Raw genomic sequence first — 21,684 nt, forward strand, 5'->3', positions numbered from 1 at the left:
GCATGCCCGTTCCCTCCACGCAGCCCGCAGCAGAGCGCAAACTCCTCCGCGACACCGTCCAGGACAAGATCCGGGACGCCATCATGGACGGCACGCTGGAGCCCGGCGAGCGGCTGAACGACGACGACCTCATCGCCTGGCTCGGGGTCTCCCGCACGCCGATCCGCGAAGCGCTCGCCGAACTCGCCCGAGCAGGACTCGTCGAGATGGCGGCGAACCGGTACACCCGGGTCGCCGCACCCACGAAGGGCGAGCTGCTCGACGCGTACCAGACCCTCGGGGTGATCTACGGCGGGGTCGTCCGGTTGGCCGTCCCGCGCTTCACCGACGCCGAGCGCCGCAAGGTCGTGGCGACGCTCGAGCAGGTGCTCACCCGCCTCGGCAAGGGCGAACAGGCGGCCCTGGCACACGACGGCGCCGACGTCTACGCGATGTGGGCGGACGCCTGCGGCAACGCCTCGCTCGCGCAGCTGTGCCGGGCCACGACGGACGGCCTCTCGTTCAAGCTCCGCGTGCCGGAGATCGCCGAGGTCGTGCCGGTCGACGTCGTCACGCCGCGCATCGCCGACCTGCGGGACGCGGTGCGCGCGGCGGACCCGATCGCGGCCGAGCTCGCCATGGAGGCCGTGCACCTGCTGCCCGAGCGGAGCTGAGCGGTCGGCGCCGAGCGGAGCTGAGCAGTCGGCCCCCAGCGGAGCTGACACGCCTCAGGCGGGCAGCACCCCAGTGGTGAACCCGACCGCCCAGAGCGCGACGATCGCGGCCACCGCGCCGAGGTGCCACCAGCCGTGCATCACGAGCACGGCGGCGAACTCGCGCAGGAACGCACTCGGCACCGACTGCCGCGCGGTCGGTGCTCCGAGCACCCGGGCGTCGAGGTCCGTGTGCCGCGCCGTCATCGCCGTCCGCATGACGTGGTAGTCGTTCGTGACGACGAGGGTCCGCCCGCCGATGCCCGCGTCCTGCAGGAGCTCCCGCGAGAAGCGGAGGTTCTCGCGGGTGTTCGTGGACCGGCCCTCGCGGAGCACGAGTCCCGACGGGACCCCGTGCCGGACGAGGTACTCCGCCATGGCGTCGGCCTCGGTGCGGTCCTCGTCCTCACCCTGGCCCCCGGAGGCCACCACGACCGGGGTCCGACCGGCGGCGACCGACCGGTGGAACACCTCGAGCGTGCGGTCCAGCCGGGAGCGCAGCATCGGCGACACCTCGCCGTGCACGAGCCCGCAGCCGAGGACGACGAGCGACTCGGCCTCCTCCGTCACCCGGACGTGGCCGTAGGTCAGGGCAGCACCGAGGAAGACGAGGAAGACGAGCGCCAGGTAGCCGGCCACCGCCAGGACCAGCACGAGCGTCGCCGTGCTGACCGGGGTGCCGATCGCCGCCAGCACCGAGACGAGCACGCCGAGTGCCAGGACCGAGAGTCCGGCGACGAGCGCGAGCAGCCGGGTCAGGCTCCGTGCGCCCCGACGGACGGCCCGGAGACCGTTCCACAGCAGGGGGACCGCGACGGCGGCGCAGCAGACGGCGACGACGGTCAGGAACACCCCACCGACAGTACGGGGTGACCATGGGCGCGACGCAGGCGGTCCGCGCGGCCGGTGCCGTGCCTCCCGGTCGTCTCGTACAGGTCGTCCAGGCGGAATCCATGTCATCTGCGCGCCCCACGGTTATGGTTCTCCCCGTGACGAACGCACCCGAGGAGACCAGGCCGCGCCGGGCCGATCGCGCCGTGCCGCCCCGCCACGGACGCCGGAAACGCCACTGGGGGTTCCTGTTCCCCGCGCTGGCGGGCGTCCTCACCATGGCCGTGCTGCTCGGCGGCGGGTACGCGGCGTACGCCTACAACCTGCTCACCAGCAGCGTGACGAAGGTCGACGCCATCGGCAGTGCGCCGCCGGCGAAGGACGACGTCGACGGCCGGGCGATGAACATCCTGCTCGTCGGTGACGACCACCGGCCGGACAACGCCACCCCGGAACAGCTCGCCGAACTGAGCACCGAGTCCGACGGCGGTGCGACGAACACCGACACGATGATCGTCCTGCACATCGCGGCGGACGGGCGCAGCGCCACGATGATCTCGTTCCCGCGCGACTCCTACGTCGACATCCCGGGCGTCGGCAAGGGCAAGCTCAACAGCGCCTTCTCGTACGGCTCGATGAACGGCGGCGGTGACACCGGTGGGGCGCAGAAGCTCATCGCCACGATCCAGGGCCTGAGCGGTCTGACGATCGACCACTACGTGCGGGTCTCGCTGCTCGGCTTCTACGAGATCGTCAAGCAGCTCGGGCCGGTGAACGTCTGCCTGAACCAGGCCGCGCAGGACCCGTTCTCCGGTGTGGACCTGCCGGCCGGCCCGTCGAAGCTCGACGCGAAGCAGGCGCTCTCCTTCGTCCGACAGCGCCACGGTCTGCCGAACGGCGACCTGGACCGCCAGGTCCGGCAGCAGTACTTCCTCTCGCAGGAGGCGCGGAAGATCCTGTCCGCCGGCACCCTGCTCAACCCGGTCAAGACGACGAAGATCATCAGCGCGATCGGTGGATCGGTGGAGACCGACCAGGGTCTCGACATGCTCACGCTCGCGAGCCAGATGAGCAACCTCCGCCCGTCGAACATCAAGTCGGCGACGATCCCGATCCTCGGCACACCGACCATCTACCCGAACGGCTCAGCGCTCTCGATCGTCGAGGTCGACACCGCCGGCATGCCCGCGTTCGTGCAGAGCCTGGTCGGCGAGCCGCCCGCCTTCACGAAGGCGAAGGCCGCCGACGCGGCGTCGGTGTCCGTGACCGTGTCCAACGGCAGCGGCGTCACCGGTGCGGCCGCGGCGGCCAGCGCGGTCCTCACGGGGCGCGGCTTCCAGGTCGGTGCGCCGGGTTCGTCCGACACCACCGCGACGACGATGGTGCAGTACCCGGTCGGCATGGAGGCGCAGGCCAAGGCCGTCGTCGCCGTCGTCCCCGGCGCGGTGCCGGTCCAGAGCACGGCCGTGCAGGGGATCACCCTGGTGCTCGGCACCGACGGGAAGACGCCCACGGCGGCAGCAGAGCCGGACAGCGGGGCGAGCACCCCGGCCGACGGCGGCGATCAGCCGTCGCAGCAGCCCGAAGCGCCGAAGCCGTCCGAGGAGGCCGCCGAGCCGAGCCCGTCGTCCACCGCGGTGCACGAGTACGGCCAGGACGGCGCCTGCATCAACTGACCCGTCACAGCAGCGCTCGCCGCTGCCGTCCAGGCTGGCATGTCACATTACAGCGCGTGGACGACGAGCTGTGCCGACGACGGAACGAGGAGCGCGCCCTGCTGCTGCGGGTCGCCGCGGGGGACCGGGAGGCCTTCCGACGGCTCGACGAACGGTTCCGGCCGCTCGTGCTCCAGGTCGCCCGGCGGCAGCTGCACGACGCCTGGCTCGCCGAGGACGTCACGCAGGACGTCATGCTCGAGGTCTGGCGGCTCGCACCCCGGTACGACCCCGCGCACCCCGCCATCGCCTGGATCCGGACCATCGCGACCCGACGGGCGATCGACCGGGTGCGGAAGGCGCAGGCGGACCGGGAGCGTGACCGTCGGCTCGGCGTCCGCGACCACGAGGCCGTCGACCACGGCTCCGTCGAACGCGCCGAAGCGGTCCTCGACCGGCTGGCACTCCACCGCGCTCTCGGCAGGTTGCCGGAGCGGCAACGGCACGCGGTCGTCCTCCGGTACCTGGCCGACCTGTCCGGCCCCGAGCTCGGACGCGCACTCGGCGTCCCCACCGGCACGGCGAAGTCCCGGGCGCGCGACGGTGTCCTGACCCTCCGGCGGACGATGACCGGTCCGGCAGGCGCAGACCGCGCGGACTCGGGGGAGCGCCCGGGTACGGTCGAGGGGTGACCAGCACCGCACGCCCGATCACCCTCATGACCTACAACATCAAGAACCCGGACCCGGTGCACGACTGGCCCGCTCGACTGCCGGTCGTCCTCGACGTCATCCGCCGCAACGACCCGGACGTGCTCTGCGTGCAGGAGGCGTTCGCCTCGCAGATGGACGACCTCCGCGCCGGCCTGCCGGACCACGCCGACATCGGCCAGGGACGCGAGGGCGGCACGGCAGGCGAGCACGCCGCGGTCTTCTACCGGCGGGACCGCTTCCGGCCCGCGGAGTCCGGCTCGTTCTGGCTGTCGGACACCCCCGACGAGCCGGTGTCGAACACGTGGGGCAGCCTGTACCCGCGGATCGCGAACCACGTGCAGTTCCTCGACACCGAGGGGCCGACGTTCACGCTCCTGACGACGCACATGGACCACGAGCAGGGCCCGCACGGCGACGAGGTCCGCGGGCGCAGCGCGTCGCTCATCGTCGAGCGGCTGTCCGTCGTCGACGGGCCGGTGCTCTTCGCGGGGGACTGCAACGAGCCGGCCGGTTCGGGTGCCGCGTCCCGGGTGTTCGCCGCGGCCGGGTACACCGACGCGTGGACGGTGGCGGGGGACGCCGACGACCGGACGGCGTCGTACAACGAGTGGCGGCCGCCGGTGTCGACCGGGGAGCGCATCGACTGGGTGTTGACGCGGGACGTCGCCGGTGTGGACCGGGTGCGGATCGACCACGACGGCCCCGAGACGTGGTTCGCGAGCGACCACTTCCCGGTGATCGCGACCATCCGCGTCTGAGCCCAGCGGTCAGCAGCCGCGGGTGTGAGCAGGCGTCAGCAGCCGCGGGCGGGCCGGATCGGCATCGGGGACCCGATGACGGTCACGGTCGACTCGTCGGTCAGGACCGAGACCCCGTTGGCGCCGTCGGACTTCCGCGCGGTGTGCTCCTGCTCGCCGGACTTCCGCTCGGTGGACTTCCGCTCGGTGGACCACCCGCGCGCCAGCAGCAGCTGCCACGCCCGGGCGTCGTCCGAGCCGAGGGACTCGCGTTCGCTCTTCGCCGCGTCGTGGATGCGGTCGGCGACGTCGTCCCCGACCTGGACCCCGTCCGGCCCGGAGAGCTCGATGACGGCCCCGAGTCGGGAGCGCACGTGGTCGCGGAGCACACGGACCTCGACCCGGTTGCCGGCGGACCCGGGCTCGGACAGCGCGGCCACGCGGATCGCCCCGCCCCACGTCGAGGTCGTGCTGGCCGGGACGCACCGACCGGCGTCGCCGTCGGCGGTCTGCGTGCGGGCCGGCGTGCCGAGGACACGGTCGAGCACCCCGACGGTGTGCTTCGCGTCGCGCATGGACACGGACGTGATCGTGCGGTCGTCAGCGCGGAGCACGATCGACTCGGCGCGGAGTTCGACGGCGTCGACGGACCGCAGGGCGGCAGCGGAGACGGGTCGCCACGTGGGCACACGGTCGGCCGGAGCGGTCCGGCTGGTCGCCGTCGCGCTCGGTTCGGACGCCGCGGCACGGTCGAGGTCCTGGCCCGTCCACTGGTCGACGGAGGCGCCGCTGCCCACCACGAGGGCGAGCGCCACAGCGCCGATCGTCATCACAGTCCGGGGGGTCACTCGTTCGACCGTAGCCGCCTCCCGTGGACTGGGCGACGGGTGTTACCGAAACGGGGCCGCACCGTCACCGGACCGTGACATTGCCGGGACGGGTGTTCCGGGGCCGTGTCGCACCGGACGGGAGGCGCGCCCCGCGACGTGCGCCGGGCCTCCCGGCCGGTCCCGGGTCACCCCGCGTACCGTCGCCCGCATGGCGGAGTACGTGGTGGACAGCACCGGAGACAACGCGGCGCACGGCGTCGACCTCATCGACGGCGACGAGCCGGCGGTGCGGATGATCGTGCACGGCGACCTGCCCGCGACGATCGACCACGACGGGCGGACCTGGGCGCAGACCGGCGACGCCGAGGACCAGGGCGACGACGCCCCGCCGATCGCGGTGTACCGCCCGGTCTGAGGGCCGCCCGCTGCGGGTCCACGCGGCAGCAGCCGGTCTGCGCGGCGGGGGACAGCCTCCTGAACGACGGCGGGTGAGCCCGTGCGTACCGTCACAGCCATGACGGACCAGCGGATCGACCAGTACACCATGCAGGACCCGACGAAGCTCTACGCCGACAAGAAGCCGGACGAGCAGTACCTCGAGGGCGCCGGCACCGACGCCGAGATGGCGCAGAACGTCCCGGCCGACCACGGCGAGGACACCTACCGCGGCTCCGGCCGTCTCGAGGGCCGCAAGGCGCTCATCACCGGTGGCGACTCGGGCATCGGCGCGGCCGTCGCGATCGCCTACGCCCGTGAGGGGGCGGACGTCGCGATCGGCTACCTGCCCGAGGAGCAGGAGGACGCCGACCGCATCGTCGCCCTCATCGAGGCCGCCGGTCGCAAGGCCGTCGCCCTGCCCGGGGACATCAAGGACCTGGCGTTCTGCGAGCAGCTCGTCGAGACGGCCGTGCAGGAGCTCGGCGGCCTGGACATCCTGGTGAACAACGCCGGCAAGCAGCAGAACGTCGACGACATCACGAAGATCTCCGACGACGAGTTCGACGAGACCTTCAAGACGAACGCGTACGCGACGTTCCGCATCACGAAGGCCGCCGTGCCGCACCTCAAGCCGGGTTCGACGATCATCAACACCACGTCGATCCAGGCGTACGCCCCGTCCCCGCACCTGGTGCACTACGCCGCCACGAAGGCGACCGTGAACAACCTGGCGAAGGGCCTCGCCGCGCAGCTCGCGCCGAAGGGCATCCGCGTCAACGCGGTCGCACCGGGCCCGATCTGGACCCCGCTGCAGCCGGCCGGCGGCCAGCCGTCCGACGCCCTGCCCTCCGCGGGCGAGCAGACCTACCTCGGCCGCTGGGGCCAGCCCGCCGAGCTCGCGCCGGCGTTCGTTTTCCTCGCCAGCGGTGAGTCGTCCTACGTCGTGGGCGAGACGCTCCACGTCGACGGCGGCATGCCGACCCCGTAGTCGGTGGTCCGGCGGGAACGCCGTGCATGACGGGAGGCCCGCGGCTCTGCAGCCACGGGCCTCCCGTCACGCGGTCGGAGTGTCAGCGGGTGCCGCAGGTGCGCGCCATCGTCTCGAGCAGTTCGCGTGCCGCGAGGGCGGCGGCCAGCTCGACCTCGACCGGGTTGATGCCGACGGCCTGCTCGAACTCCCGGCGCCGGGCCTGGAGGGCCACCGGGACCTCCGGCCGCTGCGGCAGGACGGCGATCGCCGCGGCCGCCGCCTCGAAGGCACCCTCGGGGCGGCCGAGGTGCTCCCACATGGTGCGGACGTCGTGCGCCACCTGCTCCGGGCTGCTCGCGAACTCGAACCCGGCGGACGCCATGGTCGCCAGGCCCTGTGCGGTGGAGTCGTTCGGGGACATCCCGGCATCGTCACACACCTGACCGCGGACACGCCCAGGCAGTGGCCGCTCCGCGCCCCCCGTTTGTCCCCCATGTTGCCGACCCCCGGACCGGGGATGCGCAGTCCCCCCGATGTACGCCAGGATCGTCATGCGGACAGGACGTCCGCACCCCCGGACGCCACGGTCACGATCTGAGCGTGCGTCCCGGACACGGAGGGCACGATGCTCGAGGACACCAGCGCCGACACGATGGCTGCCGCTGCCGCCGCGGCGACCCTGCACCTGCGGATCAGGATCGTGGGCGCGACCGTCGACCTGCTCCGTGACGTCCCCTTCCACGAAGCTCGGGCCGAGCACGTCGCCGAGCGTCTGGACATCTCGACGTTCGAGCTGCAGCAGCACTTCCCGTCGTGGGACGGTCTGGTCCTGGCCGCGGTCGACCGGTGGAACGGCGCCCGGATGGACGAGGTCACGCGTGAGGTCGGCAACGGCAGCACCGTCGAGCTCCTCCGTGCGATCGTCGCCTCGAACGCCGACGACCCGGCCCTGATGCGTCTGCTCGTCGCGCTGCTCAGCGTCGCCGGCAACCCCGACCACGCCATGTCGAACTACCTCCGGTCGCGCTACCAGCTGTTCTTCGCGCAGGTGAAGCGCGGGCTGGAGCACGACATCGCGGTGGGTCGTGCCCCGCACACGATGGACCCCCGTCGCGGGGCGGAGCAGCTCATCGCGCTCTACGAGGGCCTGCAGCTGCAGGCCCTGCTGCGCAGCGACCTCGACCTGGTCGCGGCGTTCGACCGTGCCGTCGCCCGCCTGGAACGCGGCTGGATGGAACGGTACGAGGCGACCGCGCAGCGTCGGCTGTCGACCTGGGGCGACGTGTCCTGGTCCGACGACGAGTCCTGGTCGGTCTGACCGGAGGCACTAGTCGGCCCCTGCCGTCCGTGCTGGCCGCCGACCGCATCCGCTGGGACGGTGCCGAGGGCACCCCGGGTACGCCGGGAAGCCCAACGGAAGGAACGATCGTGGCAGCACCGAACCCCATCCAGATCCAGAAGTACCTGAGCGGCATCGACTACCCCGCCTCGAAGGACGACGTCGTGTCGACCGCCGAGAAGGAGAACGCCCCCGACGACGTGCTCGAGGCGCTCCGTGCGATCCCGGACGGCGAGTACGACGCCCCGACCGCCGTCTCCAGCGCGGTCTCGGACGCGAGCTAGGCGCCTGCGCCTGCCGCCGAGGTTCGCGCTGGGCGACACCGCGCGCGGCTGCGAGCCCGCGTCGTGTCGCTCAGCGCGAACCCCGGCGGCGCCGCCGGCTCACCAGCGCGGGACGCTCCCGTTGCCCGGGTCGTAGCCGGAGTCACGGATGACCGGGAGCGCGGTGGTGTCGCTGTGCACCGAGTGCACCTCGATCCGACGACCACGACGCAGCGCACGTCGGGCCCCGGGCGTCGCGAACAGCCCGCCCAGCACGAGTCCGGCCCCGATCGCCAGCGCCACGGTCACCGCCGACCCGAAGTCCAACACCGAGCTCGACGACCCGCTCATCACGTTGAGCAGGGCGTTCGACACCGCGACACCGGGCAGCAGCGCACCGCAGAACGCCGGCACCGCGATCGCCGAGACGGCCGTGCGCATCCGGACGGCCGCGAAGGTCGAGAGCACCCCGAGCAGGACCGCCGCGACGAACGTGGCGCCGAGCAGCGGCAGGCCGAACGCCTTGAGCTGCCAGAGCGCCGCACCGGCCGCGACCGAGAACACCACCGCGACCGGGATCACCCGCGCGCTGGCCTGCTGCACGAAGCAGTTCGCCCCGGCCGACGCCACCGTCAGGGACAGGGACGCCCAGAGCGGCAGGGCCTGCGTGACGATGCCGGACGGGTCGACCTCGAGCCGGAGCCAGTGCGTCACGGCGATGCCGGCCGGCACCCCGACCACGATCGCGGCGATGAGCATGCCGATCGTGAACGCCCGCGCGACCGCCATCGCCCGGAACCCCGAGATCGCGTCCTGCGCCCACGTCACCAGTTGCACGTGCGGCAGCAGCAGCACCACCAGGGCCGCCACCATCGTCGCCGCGCCCGTCGGGGTGAGGACGCCGGCCCAGATCGCGAGCGTGCCGATCACCGACGCGACCGCGCCCTGCGCACCGGACACGAAGAACTGCGGGTAGCCACGACCGGTCAGCCACCGCCCGGACACGATGATCCCGAGCATCAGGACGAACGCCCCGGCGCCGGCGCGCCACCCACCGCCGGCCTGCAGCGCGATCGAGGTGCCGAGGACGGACAGCCCGACGTCGGCGAGCCACATCGGCCACCGCGGCGGCATCCGGAGCACCGCCACGAGAGCGCTCACCGCGCTCGTCATGTCCCGGTCGTCGTGGATGACGTCGTCGACGATCTGGTTCGCCCACGCCAACCGTCCGAGGTCGGCACCGTCGGACCGGGTGCTGCGCATCTTGACGAGCGGCGGACCCTCGGTCGGCGAGTACTGGATCGTCACGGCGCTGCCGGAGAAGTCCAGGTCGAGCGGGGCCAGGTTCCACTTCGTCGCGACCGCGATGACGGCGGTCTCGACGCTCCGGGTGTCGGCACCGGAGGCGAGCATCACCTCGGTCAGGTCGAGGCAGAAGTCGACGATCTGCCGGGCCGAGTACTGCTCCCGCAGCGAGCGGGTGTCCGGGGTGACGTGCTCGTAGATCGTGCCGCGCAGCCGCGCGCGGACGTCCCGCATGTCGTGCTGGGCGACGCTCCGGGCCTTGGAACGCGGACGGGGTGGACGGCCCGGCCGGGGGCCGGGGAGGAGCGGTTCGGCCATCGGACCATTGTGCATCCCACCGGTGGGGAGACGGACGGGAGGCCCGCCCACCGGTCGGTGGACGGGCCTCCCGTCGTGCGCGTGCTCGGCGCTTACTGCTCGAACGTGGCGTGCAGCTCGATGTCGACACCGGTGAGGGCCTTGCTGACCGGGCAGGTCGCCTTGGCCTCGTCGGCGGCCTTCAGGAAGGTCGCCTCGTCGATGCCGGAGACCTCGCCGTGGACGGTGAGGACGATGCCGGTGAGCTTGAAGCCGCCGGCCGAGTCCGGGCCGAGCGAGACGTCGGCCTTGACGTCGAGGGACTCGACGGTGCCGCCGGCCTCGCCGAGGACGGCGGAGAACTGCATGGCGTAGCAGGCCGAGTGGGCCGCGGCGATGAGCTCTTCGGGGCTGGTGGTGCCGCCGGCCTCGTCAGCGGCGCGCTTCGGGAAGGACACGTCGTAGGTGCCGACCTTCGAGCTGGAGAGTTCGACCTGGCCGGAACCGTCGTTGAGGCCGCCGTTCCAGGCGGTGCGTGCGGTGCGCGTGGGCATGGCCGCTCCTTTCGTTCAGGGATGCGAGCCGGATGCGGCCCTCGGTGCCGAGTCAACCGGAGAACGCTCGTTCTCGCAACCGGTTCCCGGGGAAGACGCAGGCTGGTGGCTCCGGCCGCTCAGGCGGAACGCGACGTGGACCGTCGGTCGGCGGGCGCCCCCGACGGCCCCGGTGCGGATTTGAGCAACAGGTGTAGTTTTGCGGTATGCGTGCAGTCGTCTTCGAGCAGTACCAGACCTTCCCCTCCCTCACCGACGTCGAGAAGCCCACGCCCGGTCCCGGCGAAGTGCTCCTCAAGGTGGCCGGCGCCGGTGCCTGCCACTCGGACGTCGCCGTCTACCGCGAGTTCCAGGAGGGCCAGCCCGGCGCACAGCGGCCCGCGTTCGTCCTCGGCCACGAGAACTCCGGCTGGGTCGACTCCGTCGGCGAGGGCGTCACGGGGTTCACCGTGGGGGATGCGTACCTGGTCTACGGCCCGGTGGGCTGCGGGCACTGCCGGTACTGCTCGAAGGGGCAGGACACCTACTGCGAGAACGCGGCGACGAACCCCTACATGGGCATCGGCCTCGGTCGGGACGGCGGCATGGCCGAGTACGTGACCGTGCCGGCACGCAACCTCGTGCCGCTCGGTGACGCCGACCCGATCGCCGCAGCACCGCTCAGCGACGCGGCCCTCACGCCGTACCACGCGATCAAGAACTCCCTGCCGAACCTGGCGGGCGGCGGGAAGTACGCGCTCGTCGTCGGACTGGGTGGCCTCGGGCAGATCGCCGTCCAGATCCTCACCGCCCTGACCGGAGCGACCGTCATCGCGACGGACATGAAGGAGGACGCGATGGCACGGGCTGCCGAGCGCGGCGCGATCACCGTCCCCGGGGGCCCCGACCAGGCCGACCGGATCCGCGAGATCACCGGCGGCACGGGCGTCGACGCGGCGTTCGACTTCGTCGGTGCGACCCCGACCGTCAAGCTCGCGCAGGCGTCCATGGCCGTCGGCGGCCGGTTCACCGTCGTCGGGATCGCCGGCGGCACCACCGAGTGGAACTTCTTCTCGACGCCGTACGAGTCGACCATCACGAACACCTACTGGGGCACGATCGAGGACCTGCACGACGTCGTCGCGATGTACCGCGCGGGCCAGATCGAGCCGGACATCGAGCGGTTCGCCCTCGCCGACGCGCTCGAGGCGTACCGGAAGCTCGAGGCCGGCGAGCTCAGCGGCCGAGCGGTGGTCGTCCCGACGCTCTAGCAGCCCGCGGTCTCCGCGACCGCCCCCGCCCTTGACGGGGGACCGCGGCAGCAGGAGTCTTGCCCGCATGAGCCTCTTCATCAGCTGTCCGGTCGCGAACGTCGAGCGTGCGACCGCGTTCTACACGGCGCTCGGGTGGACGCAGAACGCCGAGATGTCCGGCGAGCACGCGTCGTGCTTCGCCATCGCGCCCGAGCAGTACGTCATGCTCACCAGCTACGAGATGTACGCCAGCGTCGGCGGCACCGAGGACCTGATCGGCGGTCCGGACACGCCCTCGAAGACGACGGTGTCGTTCGACCTCGGCAGCCAGGCGGCCGTCGACGACCTGCTCGAGCGCGCCGCCGCGGCCGGCGGGAGGATCGGCGACACCGACGACTACCCGTTCATGTACCAGCGTCAGTTCGACGACCCGGACGGCTACCACTGGTCGCCGTTCTGGATGAAGACGGACGCGGACACGACCGCGACCGCCTGACCGCCCGCACGGCGACGCGGTCGGCCTGCTCAGCGCCCCGCCGCGTACCCCTGCGCGCCCCGCGAGTTCGCCGCCGCGCCGAGGACCCCGGTCTCCGGGTCACGGGTGACGCACGAGAGCCGGCCCAGGCTCCAGTCGCCGGCGCGCGTGACGACGTGGCCGCGCGCCTCCAGGCCGGCGATCACGGCGTCACCCAACCGGTCCTCGACGACCACGCCCGCCGGCTCCCACGTCCGCGGCCAGAACGACCCCGGGAACGACGTCGTGTGCAGCGCCGGTGCGTCGATCGCCTGCTGCGGTGTGTACCCGCCGACGATCCAACGGAGCAGGAACAGCAGCTGCCACTGGTCCTGCTGGTCGCCACCGGGGGAACCGAGCGCCATGACCGGCACGCCGTCGCGCAGGACGAGCGTCGGGGTGAGCGTGGTCCGCGGGCGCTCGCCGGGACGCAGCGTCGACGCGGTACCGTCCTCGAGCCAGGTCATCTGCAGCCGCGTGCCCAGGCAGAAGCCGAGCTCGGGGATGGTCGGCGACGACTGCAGCCAGCCGCCGGACGGTGTCGCGCTGACCATGTTGCCCCAGCGGTCGACGACGTCGATGTGGCACGTGTCGCCGCGGGTGTCGCCGTCGGGCGCGACGAACGGTTCACCGCGGTCCTCGACCGGGACCTCGGCCGCGGTGTCGTCGTCGGGAGACGATGCCGCCGCCCGCGCTCCGGGCACGGTGGGCTCTCCCACGCCGGCCGCACCGGCGACGTCGTACGAGGTCCGGAGCGGCGGCAGGACCGGGTCGAGCCCCGGCATGTGGCCGGGCCGGAACTCCGCCGAGGCCGTGTCCCCGATCAGCGCCCGACGCTCGGCGACGGTGGCGTCGGCGAGCAGGACGTCGAGGGGGACCGTGCCGTCGCCGTAGAACGCCTCGCGGTCGGCCATGGCGAGCTTCAGCGCCTCGACGACGGTGTGGGCGCCGAGCTCGGTGGAGGGGTCGAGCTGTCCGTCGTCGAGGGGCTCGAGCATCCGCAGGGTCTGCAGCATCGCCGGCCCCTGCCCCCACGGCCCGGTCTTCGCGATGGTGTGGCCACGGAACTCCGCGGTCGTCGCCGGCTCGGTGGTCGCCCGGAACGCGGCCAGGTCCCCGGCCCGGAGGACCCCGGCGTGGTCGGTGCCGGACGAGTGTCGGTGCGGCCGGCGGACGAAGGCGTCGATCGTCGTCGCGACGAACCCCTCGGCCCACTCCCGGCGGGCGGCGTCGATCCGGGAGGCACGTCCCCCGTCCGCCCCGCTGCCGTCCGTGTCCGCACCGGCCGCGACCAACCGGTCGAACACCGAGGCGAGCGCCTCGTTGCGCACCACGTCCCCGGTGACGGGAGGCGCGCCTCCCGTCAGCCACCGCTCGGCGGAGGTCGGCCAGTGGTCGCGGAACAGGTCGGCGACCGCGCCGATCGTGCGGACCACGCCGGCGCTCACCGGATGGCCGTCGCGGGCGTACCCGATCGCCGGGGCGAGCACGTCGGCGAGCTCCCACGTGCCGTGGTCGCGGAGCAGCAGGAGCCAGGCGTCCACCGCTCCCGGCACGGCGGCGGCGAGGGCACCGGCGCCGGGCACCAGGTCGAGTCCCTCGGCGCGGAAGTGCTCGGGCGTCGCCCCGGCCGGTGCCGGACCCTGGCCGACGAGGACCACCGGTGTGGGGTCGTCGGCGGTCGCGAACACGGCGGTCAGGTCGCCGCCCGGGCCGTTGAGGTGCGGCTCGACCACGTGCAGGACGAACGCGCCCGCGGCCGCGGCGTCGAACGCGTTGCCGCCGCGCTCCAGCACCGACTGGGCGGTGGCGGTGGCGAGCCAGTGCGTCGAGGCGGTCATCCCGAACGTGCCCTGCAGGTCGGGGCGTGTGCGTTCCGTGGCCGGGCGGACGAAGGCGGGGTTCGGCTGAGCGCGCATGCCCCCATCCTGTCCCCGCGACGTGCGGGAGCACACGGACGGGCGTCCCGCACGTCCCCGGTCCTGGGGATACCCCGGAACAGTTCCGGCTGCGAACCTTGACCGTCGGCGCGTACAGGGACGCGCCACACCAGGACACGCACCGCGCTGGCGCTCGGCGCCCGCGGTGGGCCGCACCACGAGCAGGGACAACCACCATGACCAGGGCACGAGCACGTTTCGCCGCGGCCGTCGCCGCCGTCGCGATCGCGGCCGCAGGCCTCGTCGCCGTGGCGGCGCCGGCACAGGCCGCCACCTACAAGAGCACCGTCAAGGCCGGCACCACGCTGCAGCCGGGCGACACCGTCAACTCCACGAACGGGCAGTTCCGGCTCGTGCTGCAGGGCGACGGCAACCTCGTCGAGTACGGCATCGGCAACACCGTGCTCTGGGCGTCGAACACGGCGAACCAGCCGGGCGCCTCGGTCGTCGTGCAGAAGGACGGCTACCTCGCGATGGTCCGGAATGGGCGACTCATCGCGCAGTGGGGGACCGGCGGCAAGGTCGCCAAGGACTTCGGTGTCCGCGGCGACGGCGAGCTGCGGATGCGCTCCACCGCGAACGGCATGCTGTGGCGCATCGCGACCTACCAGAGCCGCATCTCGTCGGGCGGGACCATCGCCGCCGGGACGACGCTCCGTGCCGGTGCCGCGTCTCCGCGGACCCTCGCGATGCAGGCCGACGGCAACCTGGTGCAGTACGTCAGCGGATCCGCGGTCTGGTCGTCGCAGACGTTCGGTAACCCGGGCGCGTACACGGCGCTGCAGCCCGACGGCAACCTCGTCGTCTACTCGGTCGACGGTCGCCGCGCCCTGTGGTCGTCGCGGACCTCCGGCAAGGGCCCCGCACAGCTCCTCGTGCAGGTCGACTCGAACGTCGTCCTCTACGGCTCCGCGGACACCCGCGTCTGGTCCTCGCGACCGGTGACCGGGCTGCGGTGGCCGGTCAAGACGACCCGGATCTCCGGCCGGTACGGCGACGACCGCGGTGCCGGACACGTCCCGCGCTACCACCAGGGCACCGACGCCGTCGTCCCCGTCGGCACGCCCGTGTACTCGTCCGGCCGCGGGACCGTCACGACGACGGTCCGCAACAACGCCACCTACGGCAACTACGTCATCGTCACCTACGGTCTGACGACCGTGCTGACCGCGCACCTCAGCGAGATCGAGGTGACGCAGGGCCAGGTGGTCTCGGTCGGCAAGGAGATCGCGAAGTCCGGCAACACCGGGCAGTCGACCGGTCCGCACGTGCACGTCGAGGTCCGCGTGAACGGGACGCTCACCGACCCGCTGACGGTGCTGCACTTCCGCTGACGCTCGTCGGGTGGGCTGACGCTCGTAGGGTGGAGGGGATGCCACACCCCACCGCCGAGGACGTCCTCGTCGCGTTCGCCCGCACGCCGGGGGACGTCGGCGCCGCACGCCGGGTCGCCCGGCGCTTCGCGGACCTCGACCCGGGGGAGCGGTCCGCGCTGCTCTGGAGCGAGGACCCCGGCGGCCGACTCGTCGCCGTCGTGCTGCTCCTGCAGGCGGCGCGTGCGCTGCAGTCGGCCGGACGGCGCCCCGACCCCGACCTGACCGACGAGTACCTGTCCGCGCTCCGGGCCGAGCGGCTCGACGACCCGGCGCTCGTCGACCTGGCCGCCGAGGACCTGGTCGGCGCCCCGCTGCTCGGCGGCTCGACCGGACCGCTGTTCGCGCTGGCGAAGTCCGACGTGGCCCTCGTCCGACGGGCCGCGGCCGTGGCGACGCTGGCGTTCGCGAAGCAGGGCGACGCCGAGGTCCCGCTCGCCGTGGTCGGCCGCCTCGTCCGGGAGCGCGGCGACGTCGTGCAGTCCGCCCTCGGGTGGGTGCTGCGCGAGGTCGGCAAACGGGCGTCCGAGGCGGAACTCGTCGCGTTCCTCGAGCGTCAGGGACGGTTCCTCAGCCGTCCGGCGCTCGAGACCGCGACCGAACACCTGCCGGCGGCGGAACGGGACCGATTGCGCGGCTGACCAGTCGCCCGAGCCCGTCGCGCCGAACACAGCGCACCGGTCTCCGACAGGATGGTCGGACGACGACAGGAGCTCATCGGTGCACTCTCACGGCGGCATGCTCGGGACCTTCACCCTCATCGCCCTCACCGTGGCGGGCGCGGTGTACATCGTCGGCGCGTCCGGGCAGCGGCGTCGCGGACACGCGGCGTGGCCCCTGGTGCGCACGGTCTCCTGGATCGCCGGACTGCTGGCCGTCGCCGCGGTGCTCGTCGGTCCGCTCGGCCACGCCGGTGGGCACGACCTCACCACGCACGTCCTGGGGCACGTCGTCATCGGCATGGTCGCCCCCGTGCTGCTGGTCCTCGGGTCGCCCGTGACGCTCGCCCGTCGCACGCTCGAACCCGTCCCGCTGCAGCGCCTCGGCCGCATGACCGGCAACCCGCTGACCCGGGCCCTCGCGTTCCCGGTGGTCGCCGCCGTCCTCGCCGTCGGGGGTTCCTGGCTGCTGTACACCGGCACCACCGCTGCCGACTCGACCCGCGACCCGGCACTGCACTCGGTCGTGATGATCGGGTTCCTGCTCGCCGGACTGCTGCTCACCGCGGGCGTCATCGGCGTCTCGGCCGGCATCCGTCGCAGCCCGCGCTGGCTCCGGATCGCCGTCGTCGTGCTGTCGACCGCGGTGCTCTGCGTCGAGGCGGCGCTCATCGCCGCCGTCGGCGTCCCGGGCATCCCGGCCGAGCAGGTGCCGTCGGCCTCGGCAGCCCTGTGGATCGGCGCGGTGCTGTTCGCCGTCGCGATCGGCGCCGTGGTCGCCGGGGAGCGGGGCCGTGACGAGCGGACCGCTCGCGACGAGCGGGTGGCCGTGGCCGTCCGGGAGGCGCGCCCCGCGCCCGACGCGCCGGTCGCCACCGATGCGGTGCGTTGACGTCCCGGTCCGCTGACGCGCCGGTGCGCTGACCGACCCACGCTGGGAGGCTCCCCGAGGCGGAGGCGTACCGATGGGACGACGCGCGCCGGGCCTCCCGTCCGGCCGCGACCGCGACGAGAGGAGCGCACGCATGCGCGCACTGACCTGGCAGGGCACCGAGAAGGTGTCCGTCGAGACCGTTCCCGACCCGACCATCCAGGAGCCGACGGACGCGATCGTCCGCATCACCTCCACGGCGATCTGCGGCTCCGACCTGCACCTGTACCGCGTCCTCGGCCCGTACATCGACAAGGGCGACGTCCTCGGCCACGAGCCGATGGGCATCGTCGAGGAGGTCGGCTCCGCCGTCACGAACCTCAAGGTCGGCGACCGGGTCGTCATCCCCTTCAACATCTCCTGCGGGCACTGCTACATGTGCAAGCGCGGGCTGCAGTCCCAGTGCGAGACCACCCAGGTCACGGAGTACGGCAGCGGCGCCGCACTCTTCGGGTACACCAAGATGTACGGCCAGGTCCCCGGTGGCCAGGCCGAGTACCTCCGCGTGCCGCACGCCGACTACGGCCCCATCAAGGTGCCCGACACCGGCGCCGACGACCAGTGGCTCTTCATGAGCGACATCCTGCCGACCGCCTGGCAGGCCGTGCAGTACGCGGACGTCCCCGAGGGTGGCACCCTCGCGGTCCTCGGACTCGGCCCGGTCGGCCAGTTCGCCGCCCGCATCGGCAAGCACCTGGGCTACCGCGTCCTCGCCGTCGAGCCGGAGCAGGTCCGTCGTGACCTCGCCGCGAAGTACGACATCGAGACGTTCGACCTGTCGAAGGACCTGGTCGCGGAGCTCGTCGACCTGACCGACGGTCGCGGCCCGGACGCCGTCGTCGACGGGGTCGGCATGGAGGCGCACGGCAACCCCGTCGCCGGGTTCGCCCAGCGCGCCGCCGGCCTGCTGCCCGACAAGCTCGCGCAGAAGGCCATCGAGACCGCCGGTGTCGACCGGCTCGACGCCGTGCACACCGCGATCGACCTGGTCCGCCGCGGCGGCACCGTCTCGCTGAGCGGCGTCTACGGCGGCATGGCCGACCCGATGCCGATGATGACGCTGTTCGACAAGCAGATCACCATCCGCGAGGGCCAGTGCAACGTGAAGCGCTGGATCGACGACATCATGCCGCTCGTCGAGGACCCGTCCGACCCGCTCGGCACCCTCGACCTGACCACCCACCGGGTCTCGCTCGAGGACGCCCCGCACATGTACGAGGTCTTCCAGAAGAAGGAGGACAACTGCATCAAGGTCGTCCTCGACCCGGCACTGCCTGCGGGATCACCGGCCGCAGCATGACCAGGATCGTCGTCGTCGGCGCCACCGGGAACGTCGGGACCGCGCTGCTCCGACGTCTCCGGGACGCCGGCGCCGACCTGGTCGGCGTCGCGCGTCGACAGCCGGACCTGCGCGCCCAGCCGTACGACAGCGCGCTCTGGCACAAGGTCGACGTCGGTGCTCCGGACGCCATCGACCGGTTGACGGCCGTGTTCCGCGGCGCCGACGCCGTCGTCCACCTGGCGTGGGCCCTGCAGCCGACCCACGACATCCCGGCGCAGCACCGCACCGACGTGCGCGGCACCGCGAACGTCCTCGCCGCCGTCGCGGCAGCGGGCGTCCCGCAGGTCGTCGTCGCGTCGTCCGTCGGCGCCTACCGCGGAGTCGATGCCGACGGCAAGCGCACCCCGGTGGACGAGTCCTGGCCCGCCGACGGCATCCCGACCGCCACGTACTCCGTCCACAAGGCCGAGAACGAGCGTGCGATGGACGTCTTCGAGCGCGAGCACCCCGACGTCGTCGTCACGCGGATGCGGCCCGGCCTGGTGTTCCAGCGCGACGCCGCCGCCGAGATCCGCGGACTGTTCCTCGGGCACCTCGTGCCGATGCGGATCGTCCGGTGGATCCGCTGGGCGGTGTTGCCGCTGCCGTACCCATTCGTGTTCCAGGCCGTGCACGCCGACGACCTCGCCGACGCGTACTGGCGGGCGATCGACCGGAAGGCCGGCGGAGCGTTCAACATCGCCGCCGCACCCGTGCTCACCCCGCCGCGGATGGCGCGCGTGTTCGGGATGCTCGGCGCCGTCCGGGTGCCGCTCGGTCTGGTCCGCGGGCTCGTGACACTGACCTGGCGGCTGCGCCTGCAGCCCACCGACGCCGGCTGGGTGGACATCGCCGCCGGGGTGCCGGTCATGCGCACCGACCGGGCGCGCGAGGTGCTCGGGTGGGAGGCACGGCACAGTGCCGAGGACGCCATGCGCGACCTGGTGGCCGGGTTCGCGGACGAGCACGGTGTGGCGGCGTCGCCGCCGTTGCGGGGCTGAGCCGGGTCTGTCGCGGAACGGCGCACTGGCGGCGCGCGATCTACCGGATGACCAGCTGCCAGGCGCTCTGGTCCGAGGCCTCCACGGTGTGGAAGCTCACCCCGTTGACTCCTGGCCGCCACGTCCGCGGGAACTCGACCGCACGGGGTCCTGCATCGCACTGCGCGTCGACGCCTTCGCTCCGGGACGTCGGACCCGCGTCGATGACGAGGTAGCCGCGCACCCTGCCGTGTCCGAAGCACGAGAACGTCATGCCTCGGACGTCCGCGGGTTCAGCGAAGGTCATCGCCACGCCTCCGTCGGCGACTTCGGTGTCACCGCTCCGTGTCGCTCCGACGAGGCCGGACAGGACGCCGAGCAGGTCGTCGTCGTCCTTCGTCGCCGCGTCCTGCCGGGCCTGCCATCGTCCGATCGCTCCGTCGTCGACAGGCGCCGGGCCGGCGCAACCGGCGAGCATCGCGATGGCGACGGCAGCGGGCAGCACGGTCTTCACGGCGAGGTGCACGACGGCCAGCATAGGGGCGGCTCCAGCGTCGGTGTCAGCGCGGATCGGCCGGTAGTCTCGACCTGTCCCGGTCATCTGACCAGCCCGCGAGGGCGTCCGGGATGCACGGTGGGGCGTGCGGTCTCGCGTGGTGCAGACGCCGATCTCCACGCCAACGCCGACCGCCGAGGCCGCAGCGTCCGGTGTGGTCACCGTCACGTCGGACGAGATCACCGACGACCAGATGGGTCACACGGTGCAGGCCGACAAGGTCGTGCGGGACTTCCCGTGGACGTCGGCGCAGTCGGGACTGGCGGACCGCGACGACAACGAGCAGGTCCTGGTCCACGTCGCCGTGACCGCCGGGGACGAGTTCTACTCCACGGTGGACTGCCTCGCGATCCGCGTGCAGGCCCACGGCAGCACGGAGTCCTACACGTCGCAGGGCACGACGTCGGTGGTCGAGGACGCGATGAAGGCTGCCGGCTACCCGGCGCTGCAGAAGGTCGACCAGCGGCAGTCCGGCGAGGGCTGGTGTGCCTACGCGGTGACCGACCCGTCCGACGTGCTCGACCTGGAGTACCAGCGCAACGCCGCCGCATCGAACGACGGCACGCAGATCACGGCGAAGGACTTCATCGTGCCGATGACACCTGCGGCGTCCTGATCTCCAGCCCGGCGGGGTGAGGACCGGCTGACGGGCACCGGAGGGGTCACGCGGATCGCGTGAGCGCGACGACCAGGTCTCCGACGATCTCGTCGATGTGGAGGTCGGTGCCGGTCCGGCCGAGCACGGCCGGTGCCGGTGTGGCCCCCGGCACCGTGTGGCCACCACCGAGGACCGAGTACAGCGTGACCGGTTCGCGGCCTGCCTCGCGGTACGCGGTCCGCTCCATCCGCGTGGCGTTGGTTCCTCCGTGCCTGACCGGCAACAGCGAGACCGAGGGCTCCGTGGTGATCCCGTTGCGTCGAGCGAAGTAGTCCGCCGTGGCCGGCGCGGAGAGCGTGACACCCCCGACCTTGAACACCGCGCGGGCCCACCACGCCATGCGTCCTCCCTCGAACGGGACGATCCGGTCAGCAGTACCGGCGACGAGAACGAACGGCAGCGGCCGCTCCGACGTCTCCGAGAACACGGCGAGGAACCCCTCGCGATCGGGCATCGTCGCTGCGACGACGACCGCACCCGCGAGCAGCTCCGGCATCTCGTGGAGAAGACGGAACACCATCTGGCCGCCGTTCGAGTAGCCGACGCCGACCACGGCACGCGCGTCGAAGCGATGGGTTCCGCTGACGGAGTCGACGACGGCTCGGGCGAAGGCGACGTCATCCACCCGCTCCTTGCGGGCCGGGAACGAGCTCGCAGCGCGCGCGTCGTTCCAGTTGCCTCGATACCCGTCCAGGTAGACGACCACCGCTCGTCCGTCCAGCGCGAGCTGGTCGAGGGTGCCCCCGGTGAAGCGGCGGTGGGCCTCCCCGTTCTGCTTCGACCCGTGGAAGACCAGCACGAGCGGGCGCTCCTCCGGGCCATCGGGGTCTCCGACGACGGTGAACGAGCGGGGCCGGCCGGCGACCGAGAGATTTGTGCGCATCAGGGTTCCTTCG

Annotated in this window: 24 protein-coding genes; 16 read left to right on the top strand and 8 right to left on the bottom strand. The window is 72.6% G+C overall.

Going from position 1 to position 21,684, the window contains the following annotated elements; all coding sequences use genetic code 11:
* Window positions 1-2 precede the first annotated feature (2 nt).
* Window positions 3-653, top strand: a complete 651-nt coding sequence (locus tag E9228_RS12060) for a GntR family transcriptional regulator (RefSeq protein WP_166780772.1) — start codon at window positions 3-5, stop codon at window positions 651-653.
* Window positions 654-707: 54 nt separating this feature from the next.
* Here E9228_RS12060 and E9228_RS12065 read toward each other — a convergent pair whose 3' ends face one another.
* A complete protein-coding gene (locus E9228_RS12065; protein WP_166780773.1) occupies window positions 708-1,544 on the bottom strand; it encodes an ElyC/SanA/YdcF family protein in 837 nt (278 codons plus the stop codon).
* A 137-nt stretch (window positions 1,545-1,681) separates the two neighbouring features.
* Here E9228_RS12065 and E9228_RS12070 point away from each other — a divergent pair, with 137 nt between their 5' ends.
* From E9228_RS12070 to E9228_RS12080, 3 genes are read left to right on the top strand one after another with little or no spacing between them, the layout of a single operon-like run.
* Window positions 1,682-3,199 carry an LCP family protein gene (locus E9228_RS12070; RefSeq protein ID WP_341849874.1) on the top strand — a complete coding sequence of 506 codons (1,518 nt, stop codon included), beginning with the start codon at window positions 1,682-1,684 and terminating at the stop codon, window positions 3,197-3,199.
* Between the two features lie 56 nt (window positions 3,200-3,255).
* A complete protein-coding gene (locus E9228_RS12075) occupies window positions 3,256-3,870 on the top strand; it encodes a sigma-70 family RNA polymerase sigma factor (protein ID WP_166780775.1) in 615 nt (204 codons plus the stop codon).
* Entirely contained in the window at window positions 3,867-4,649 is a 783-nt protein-coding gene (locus E9228_RS12080; RefSeq protein ID WP_166780776.1) for an endonuclease/exonuclease/phosphatase family protein, read from the top strand. The genes E9228_RS12075 and E9228_RS12080 overlap by 4 nt, the downstream gene beginning before the upstream one ends.
* Window positions 4,650-4,684: 35 nt before the next feature.
* Here E9228_RS12080 and E9228_RS12085 read toward each other — a convergent pair whose 3' ends face one another.
* Window positions 4,685-5,476, bottom strand: a complete 792-nt coding sequence (locus tag E9228_RS12085) for a hypothetical protein (protein ID WP_166780777.1) — start codon at window positions 5,474-5,476, stop codon at window positions 4,685-4,687.
* Between the two features lie 190 nt (window positions 5,477-5,666).
* Between E9228_RS12085 and E9228_RS12090 the strand changes: the two genes are divergently transcribed.
* Window positions 5,667-5,873 carry a hypothetical protein gene (locus tag E9228_RS12090; protein ID WP_166780778.1) on the top strand — a complete coding sequence of 69 codons (207 nt, stop codon included), beginning with the start codon at window positions 5,667-5,669 and terminating at the stop codon, window positions 5,871-5,873.
* A 99-nt stretch (window positions 5,874-5,972) separates the two neighbouring features.
* Window positions 5,973-6,884, top strand: coding sequence for an SDR family oxidoreductase (locus tag E9228_RS12095; RefSeq protein WP_166780779.1), 912 nt, complete (start codon window positions 5,973-5,975; stop codon window positions 6,882-6,884).
* 82 nt (window positions 6,885-6,966) lie between these two features.
* Here E9228_RS12095 and E9228_RS12100 read toward each other — a convergent pair whose 3' ends face one another.
* A complete protein-coding gene (locus E9228_RS12100) occupies window positions 6,967-7,287 on the bottom strand; it encodes a hypothetical protein (protein ID WP_166780780.1) in 321 nt (106 codons plus the stop codon).
* Between the two features lie 204 nt (window positions 7,288-7,491).
* Here E9228_RS12100 and E9228_RS12105 point away from each other — a divergent pair, with 204 nt between their 5' ends.
* On the top strand, window positions 7,492-8,184 hold the full coding sequence (locus E9228_RS12105) for a TetR/AcrR family transcriptional regulator (protein WP_166780781.1): 693 nt from the start codon (window positions 7,492-7,494) through the stop codon (window positions 8,182-8,184).
* Between the two features lie 110 nt (window positions 8,185-8,294).
* Entirely contained in the window at window positions 8,295-8,489 is a 195-nt protein-coding gene (locus tag E9228_RS12110) for a DUF2795 domain-containing protein (protein ID WP_110903840.1), read from the top strand.
* A 99-nt stretch (window positions 8,490-8,588) separates the two neighbouring features.
* Here E9228_RS12110 and E9228_RS12115 read toward each other — a convergent pair whose 3' ends face one another.
* Together E9228_RS12115 and E9228_RS12120 are read right to left on the bottom strand one after the other, a co-directional pair.
* On the bottom strand, window positions 8,589-10,091 hold the full coding sequence (locus E9228_RS12115) for a threonine/serine exporter family protein (RefSeq protein ID WP_166780782.1): 1,503 nt from the start codon (window positions 10,089-10,091) through the stop codon (window positions 8,589-8,591).
* 92 nt (window positions 10,092-10,183) lie between these two features.
* Entirely contained in the window at window positions 10,184-10,624 is a 441-nt protein-coding gene (locus E9228_RS12120; protein ID WP_166780783.1) for an OsmC family peroxiredoxin, read from the bottom strand.
* Window positions 10,625-10,830: 206 nt separating this feature from the next.
* Between E9228_RS12120 and E9228_RS12125 the strand changes: the two genes are divergently transcribed.
* Both E9228_RS12125 and E9228_RS12130 read left to right on the top strand, forming a co-directional pair.
* Window positions 10,831-11,874, top strand: a complete 1,044-nt coding sequence (locus E9228_RS12125; protein ID WP_166780784.1) for an NAD(P)-dependent alcohol dehydrogenase — start codon at window positions 10,831-10,833, stop codon at window positions 11,872-11,874.
* Between the two features lie 67 nt (window positions 11,875-11,941).
* Window positions 11,942-12,352 (top strand): VOC family protein, encoded by a 411-nt coding sequence (locus E9228_RS12130; RefSeq protein ID WP_166780785.1) that lies wholly within the window; start codon window positions 11,942-11,944, stop codon window positions 12,350-12,352.
* A gap of 29 nt (window positions 12,353-12,381) precedes the next feature.
* Here E9228_RS12130 and E9228_RS12135 read toward each other — a convergent pair whose 3' ends face one another.
* Complete coding sequence (locus E9228_RS12135; RefSeq protein WP_166780786.1) at window positions 12,382-14,289, bottom strand: gamma-glutamyltransferase family protein; 1,908 nt, start codon at window positions 14,287-14,289, stop codon at window positions 12,382-12,384.
* Window positions 14,290-14,486: 197 nt separating this feature from the next.
* On the opposite strand from E9228_RS12135, the gene E9228_RS17125 reads away from it, so the two are divergent.
* From E9228_RS17125 to E9228_RS12160, 5 genes are all read left to right on the top strand, one after another.
* On the top strand, window positions 14,487-15,644 hold the full coding sequence (locus E9228_RS17125) for a peptidoglycan DD-metalloendopeptidase family protein (protein ID WP_166780787.1): 1,158 nt from the start codon (window positions 14,487-14,489) through the stop codon (window positions 15,642-15,644).
* A gap of 38 nt (window positions 15,645-15,682) precedes the next feature.
* Entirely contained in the window at window positions 15,683-16,324 is a 642-nt protein-coding gene (locus E9228_RS12145; protein ID WP_166780788.1) for a DNA alkylation repair protein, read from the top strand.
* 79 nt (window positions 16,325-16,403) lie between these two features.
* The gene (locus tag E9228_RS12150) at window positions 16,404-17,234 is read left to right on the top strand and encodes a cytochrome c oxidase assembly protein (RefSeq protein ID WP_166780789.1); all 831 of its coding nucleotides are present in this window, start codon (window positions 16,404-16,406) and stop codon (window positions 17,232-17,234) included.
* 133 nt (window positions 17,235-17,367) lie between these two features.
* Window positions 17,368-18,573 carry a zinc-dependent alcohol dehydrogenase gene (locus E9228_RS12155; protein ID WP_166780790.1) on the top strand — a complete coding sequence of 402 codons (1,206 nt, stop codon included), beginning with the start codon at window positions 17,368-17,370 and terminating at the stop codon, window positions 18,571-18,573.
* On the top strand, window positions 18,570-19,595 hold the full coding sequence (locus tag E9228_RS12160) for an NAD-dependent epimerase/dehydratase family protein (RefSeq protein ID WP_166780791.1): 1,026 nt from the start codon (window positions 18,570-18,572) through the stop codon (window positions 19,593-19,595). The genes E9228_RS12155 and E9228_RS12160 overlap by 4 nt, the downstream gene beginning before the upstream one ends.
* Before the next feature lie 40 nt (window positions 19,596-19,635).
* Here the strand turns inward: E9228_RS12160 and E9228_RS12165 are convergent, their stop codons facing one another.
* The gene (locus tag E9228_RS12165) at window positions 19,636-20,100 is read right to left on the bottom strand and encodes a hypothetical protein (protein WP_166780792.1); all 465 of its coding nucleotides are present in this window, start codon (window positions 20,098-20,100) and stop codon (window positions 19,636-19,638) included.
* A gap of 115 nt (window positions 20,101-20,215) precedes the next feature.
* On the opposite strand from E9228_RS12165, the gene E9228_RS12170 reads away from it, so the two are divergent.
* A complete protein-coding gene (locus tag E9228_RS12170) occupies window positions 20,216-20,746 on the top strand; it encodes a hypothetical protein (protein WP_166780793.1) in 531 nt (176 codons plus the stop codon).
* Window positions 20,747-20,792: 46 nt separating this feature from the next.
* Here the strand turns inward: E9228_RS12170 and E9228_RS12175 are convergent, their stop codons facing one another.
* Window positions 20,793-21,671 carry a CE1 family esterase gene (locus E9228_RS12175; protein ID WP_166780794.1) on the bottom strand — a complete coding sequence of 293 codons (879 nt, stop codon included), beginning with the start codon at window positions 21,669-21,671 and terminating at the stop codon, window positions 20,793-20,795.
* Window positions 21,672-21,684: the final 13 nt, after the last annotated feature.

Origin of the sequence: Curtobacterium salicis (assembly GCF_011759505.1) — a bacterium.
GTDB classification, from domain to species: Bacteria; Actinomycetota; Actinomycetes; order Actinomycetales; family Microbacteriaceae; genus Curtobacterium; species Curtobacterium salicis.

Bases quoted from the DNA above. Each gene is read 5' to 3' on its own strand.
- E9228_RS12060 (WP_166780772.1), top strand. From the start codon at position 3: ATGCCCGTTCCCTCCACGCAGCCCGCAGCAGAGCGCAAACTCCTCCGC.
- E9228_RS12090 (WP_166780778.1), top strand. From the start codon at position 5,667: ATGGCGGAGTACGTGGTGGACAGCACCGGAGACAACGCGGCGCACGGC.
- E9228_RS12095 (WP_166780779.1), top strand. From the start codon at position 5,973: ATGACGGACCAGCGGATCGACCAGTACACCATGCAGGACCCGACGAAG.
- E9228_RS12100 (WP_166780780.1), bottom strand. From the start codon at position 7,287: ATGTCCCCGAACGACTCCACCGCACAGGGCCTGGCGACCATGGCGTCC.
- E9228_RS12105 (WP_166780781.1), top strand. From the start codon at position 7,492: ATGCTCGAGGACACCAGCGCCGACACGATGGCTGCCGCTGCCGCCGCG.
- E9228_RS12115 (WP_166780782.1), bottom strand. From the start codon at position 10,091: ATGGCCGAACCGCTCCTCCCCGGCCCCCGGCCGGGCCGTCCACCCCGT.
- E9228_RS12120 (WP_166780783.1), bottom strand. From the start codon at position 10,624: ATGCCCACGCGCACCGCACGCACCGCCTGGAACGGCGGCCTCAACGAC.
- E9228_RS12125 (WP_166780784.1), top strand. From the start codon at position 10,831: ATGCGTGCAGTCGTCTTCGAGCAGTACCAGACCTTCCCCTCCCTCACC.
- E9228_RS12130 (WP_166780785.1), top strand. From the start codon at position 11,942: ATGAGCCTCTTCATCAGCTGTCCGGTCGCGAACGTCGAGCGTGCGACC.
- E9228_RS12135 (WP_166780786.1), bottom strand. From the start codon at position 14,289: ATGCGCGCTCAGCCGAACCCCGCCTTCGTCCGCCCGGCCACGGAACGC.
- E9228_RS17125 (WP_166780787.1), top strand. From the start codon at position 14,487: ATGACCAGGGCACGAGCACGTTTCGCCGCGGCCGTCGCCGCCGTCGCG.
- E9228_RS12145 (WP_166780788.1), top strand. From the start codon at position 15,683: ATGCCACACCCCACCGCCGAGGACGTCCTCGTCGCGTTCGCCCGCACG.
- E9228_RS12155 (WP_166780790.1), top strand. From the start codon at position 17,368: ATGCGCGCACTGACCTGGCAGGGCACCGAGAAGGTGTCCGTCGAGACC.
- E9228_RS12160 (WP_166780791.1), top strand. From the start codon at position 18,570: ATGACCAGGATCGTCGTCGTCGGCGCCACCGGGAACGTCGGGACCGCG.
- E9228_RS12175 (WP_166780794.1), bottom strand. From the start codon at position 21,671: ATGCGCACAAATCTCTCGGTCGCCGGCCGGCCCCGCTCGTTCACCGTC.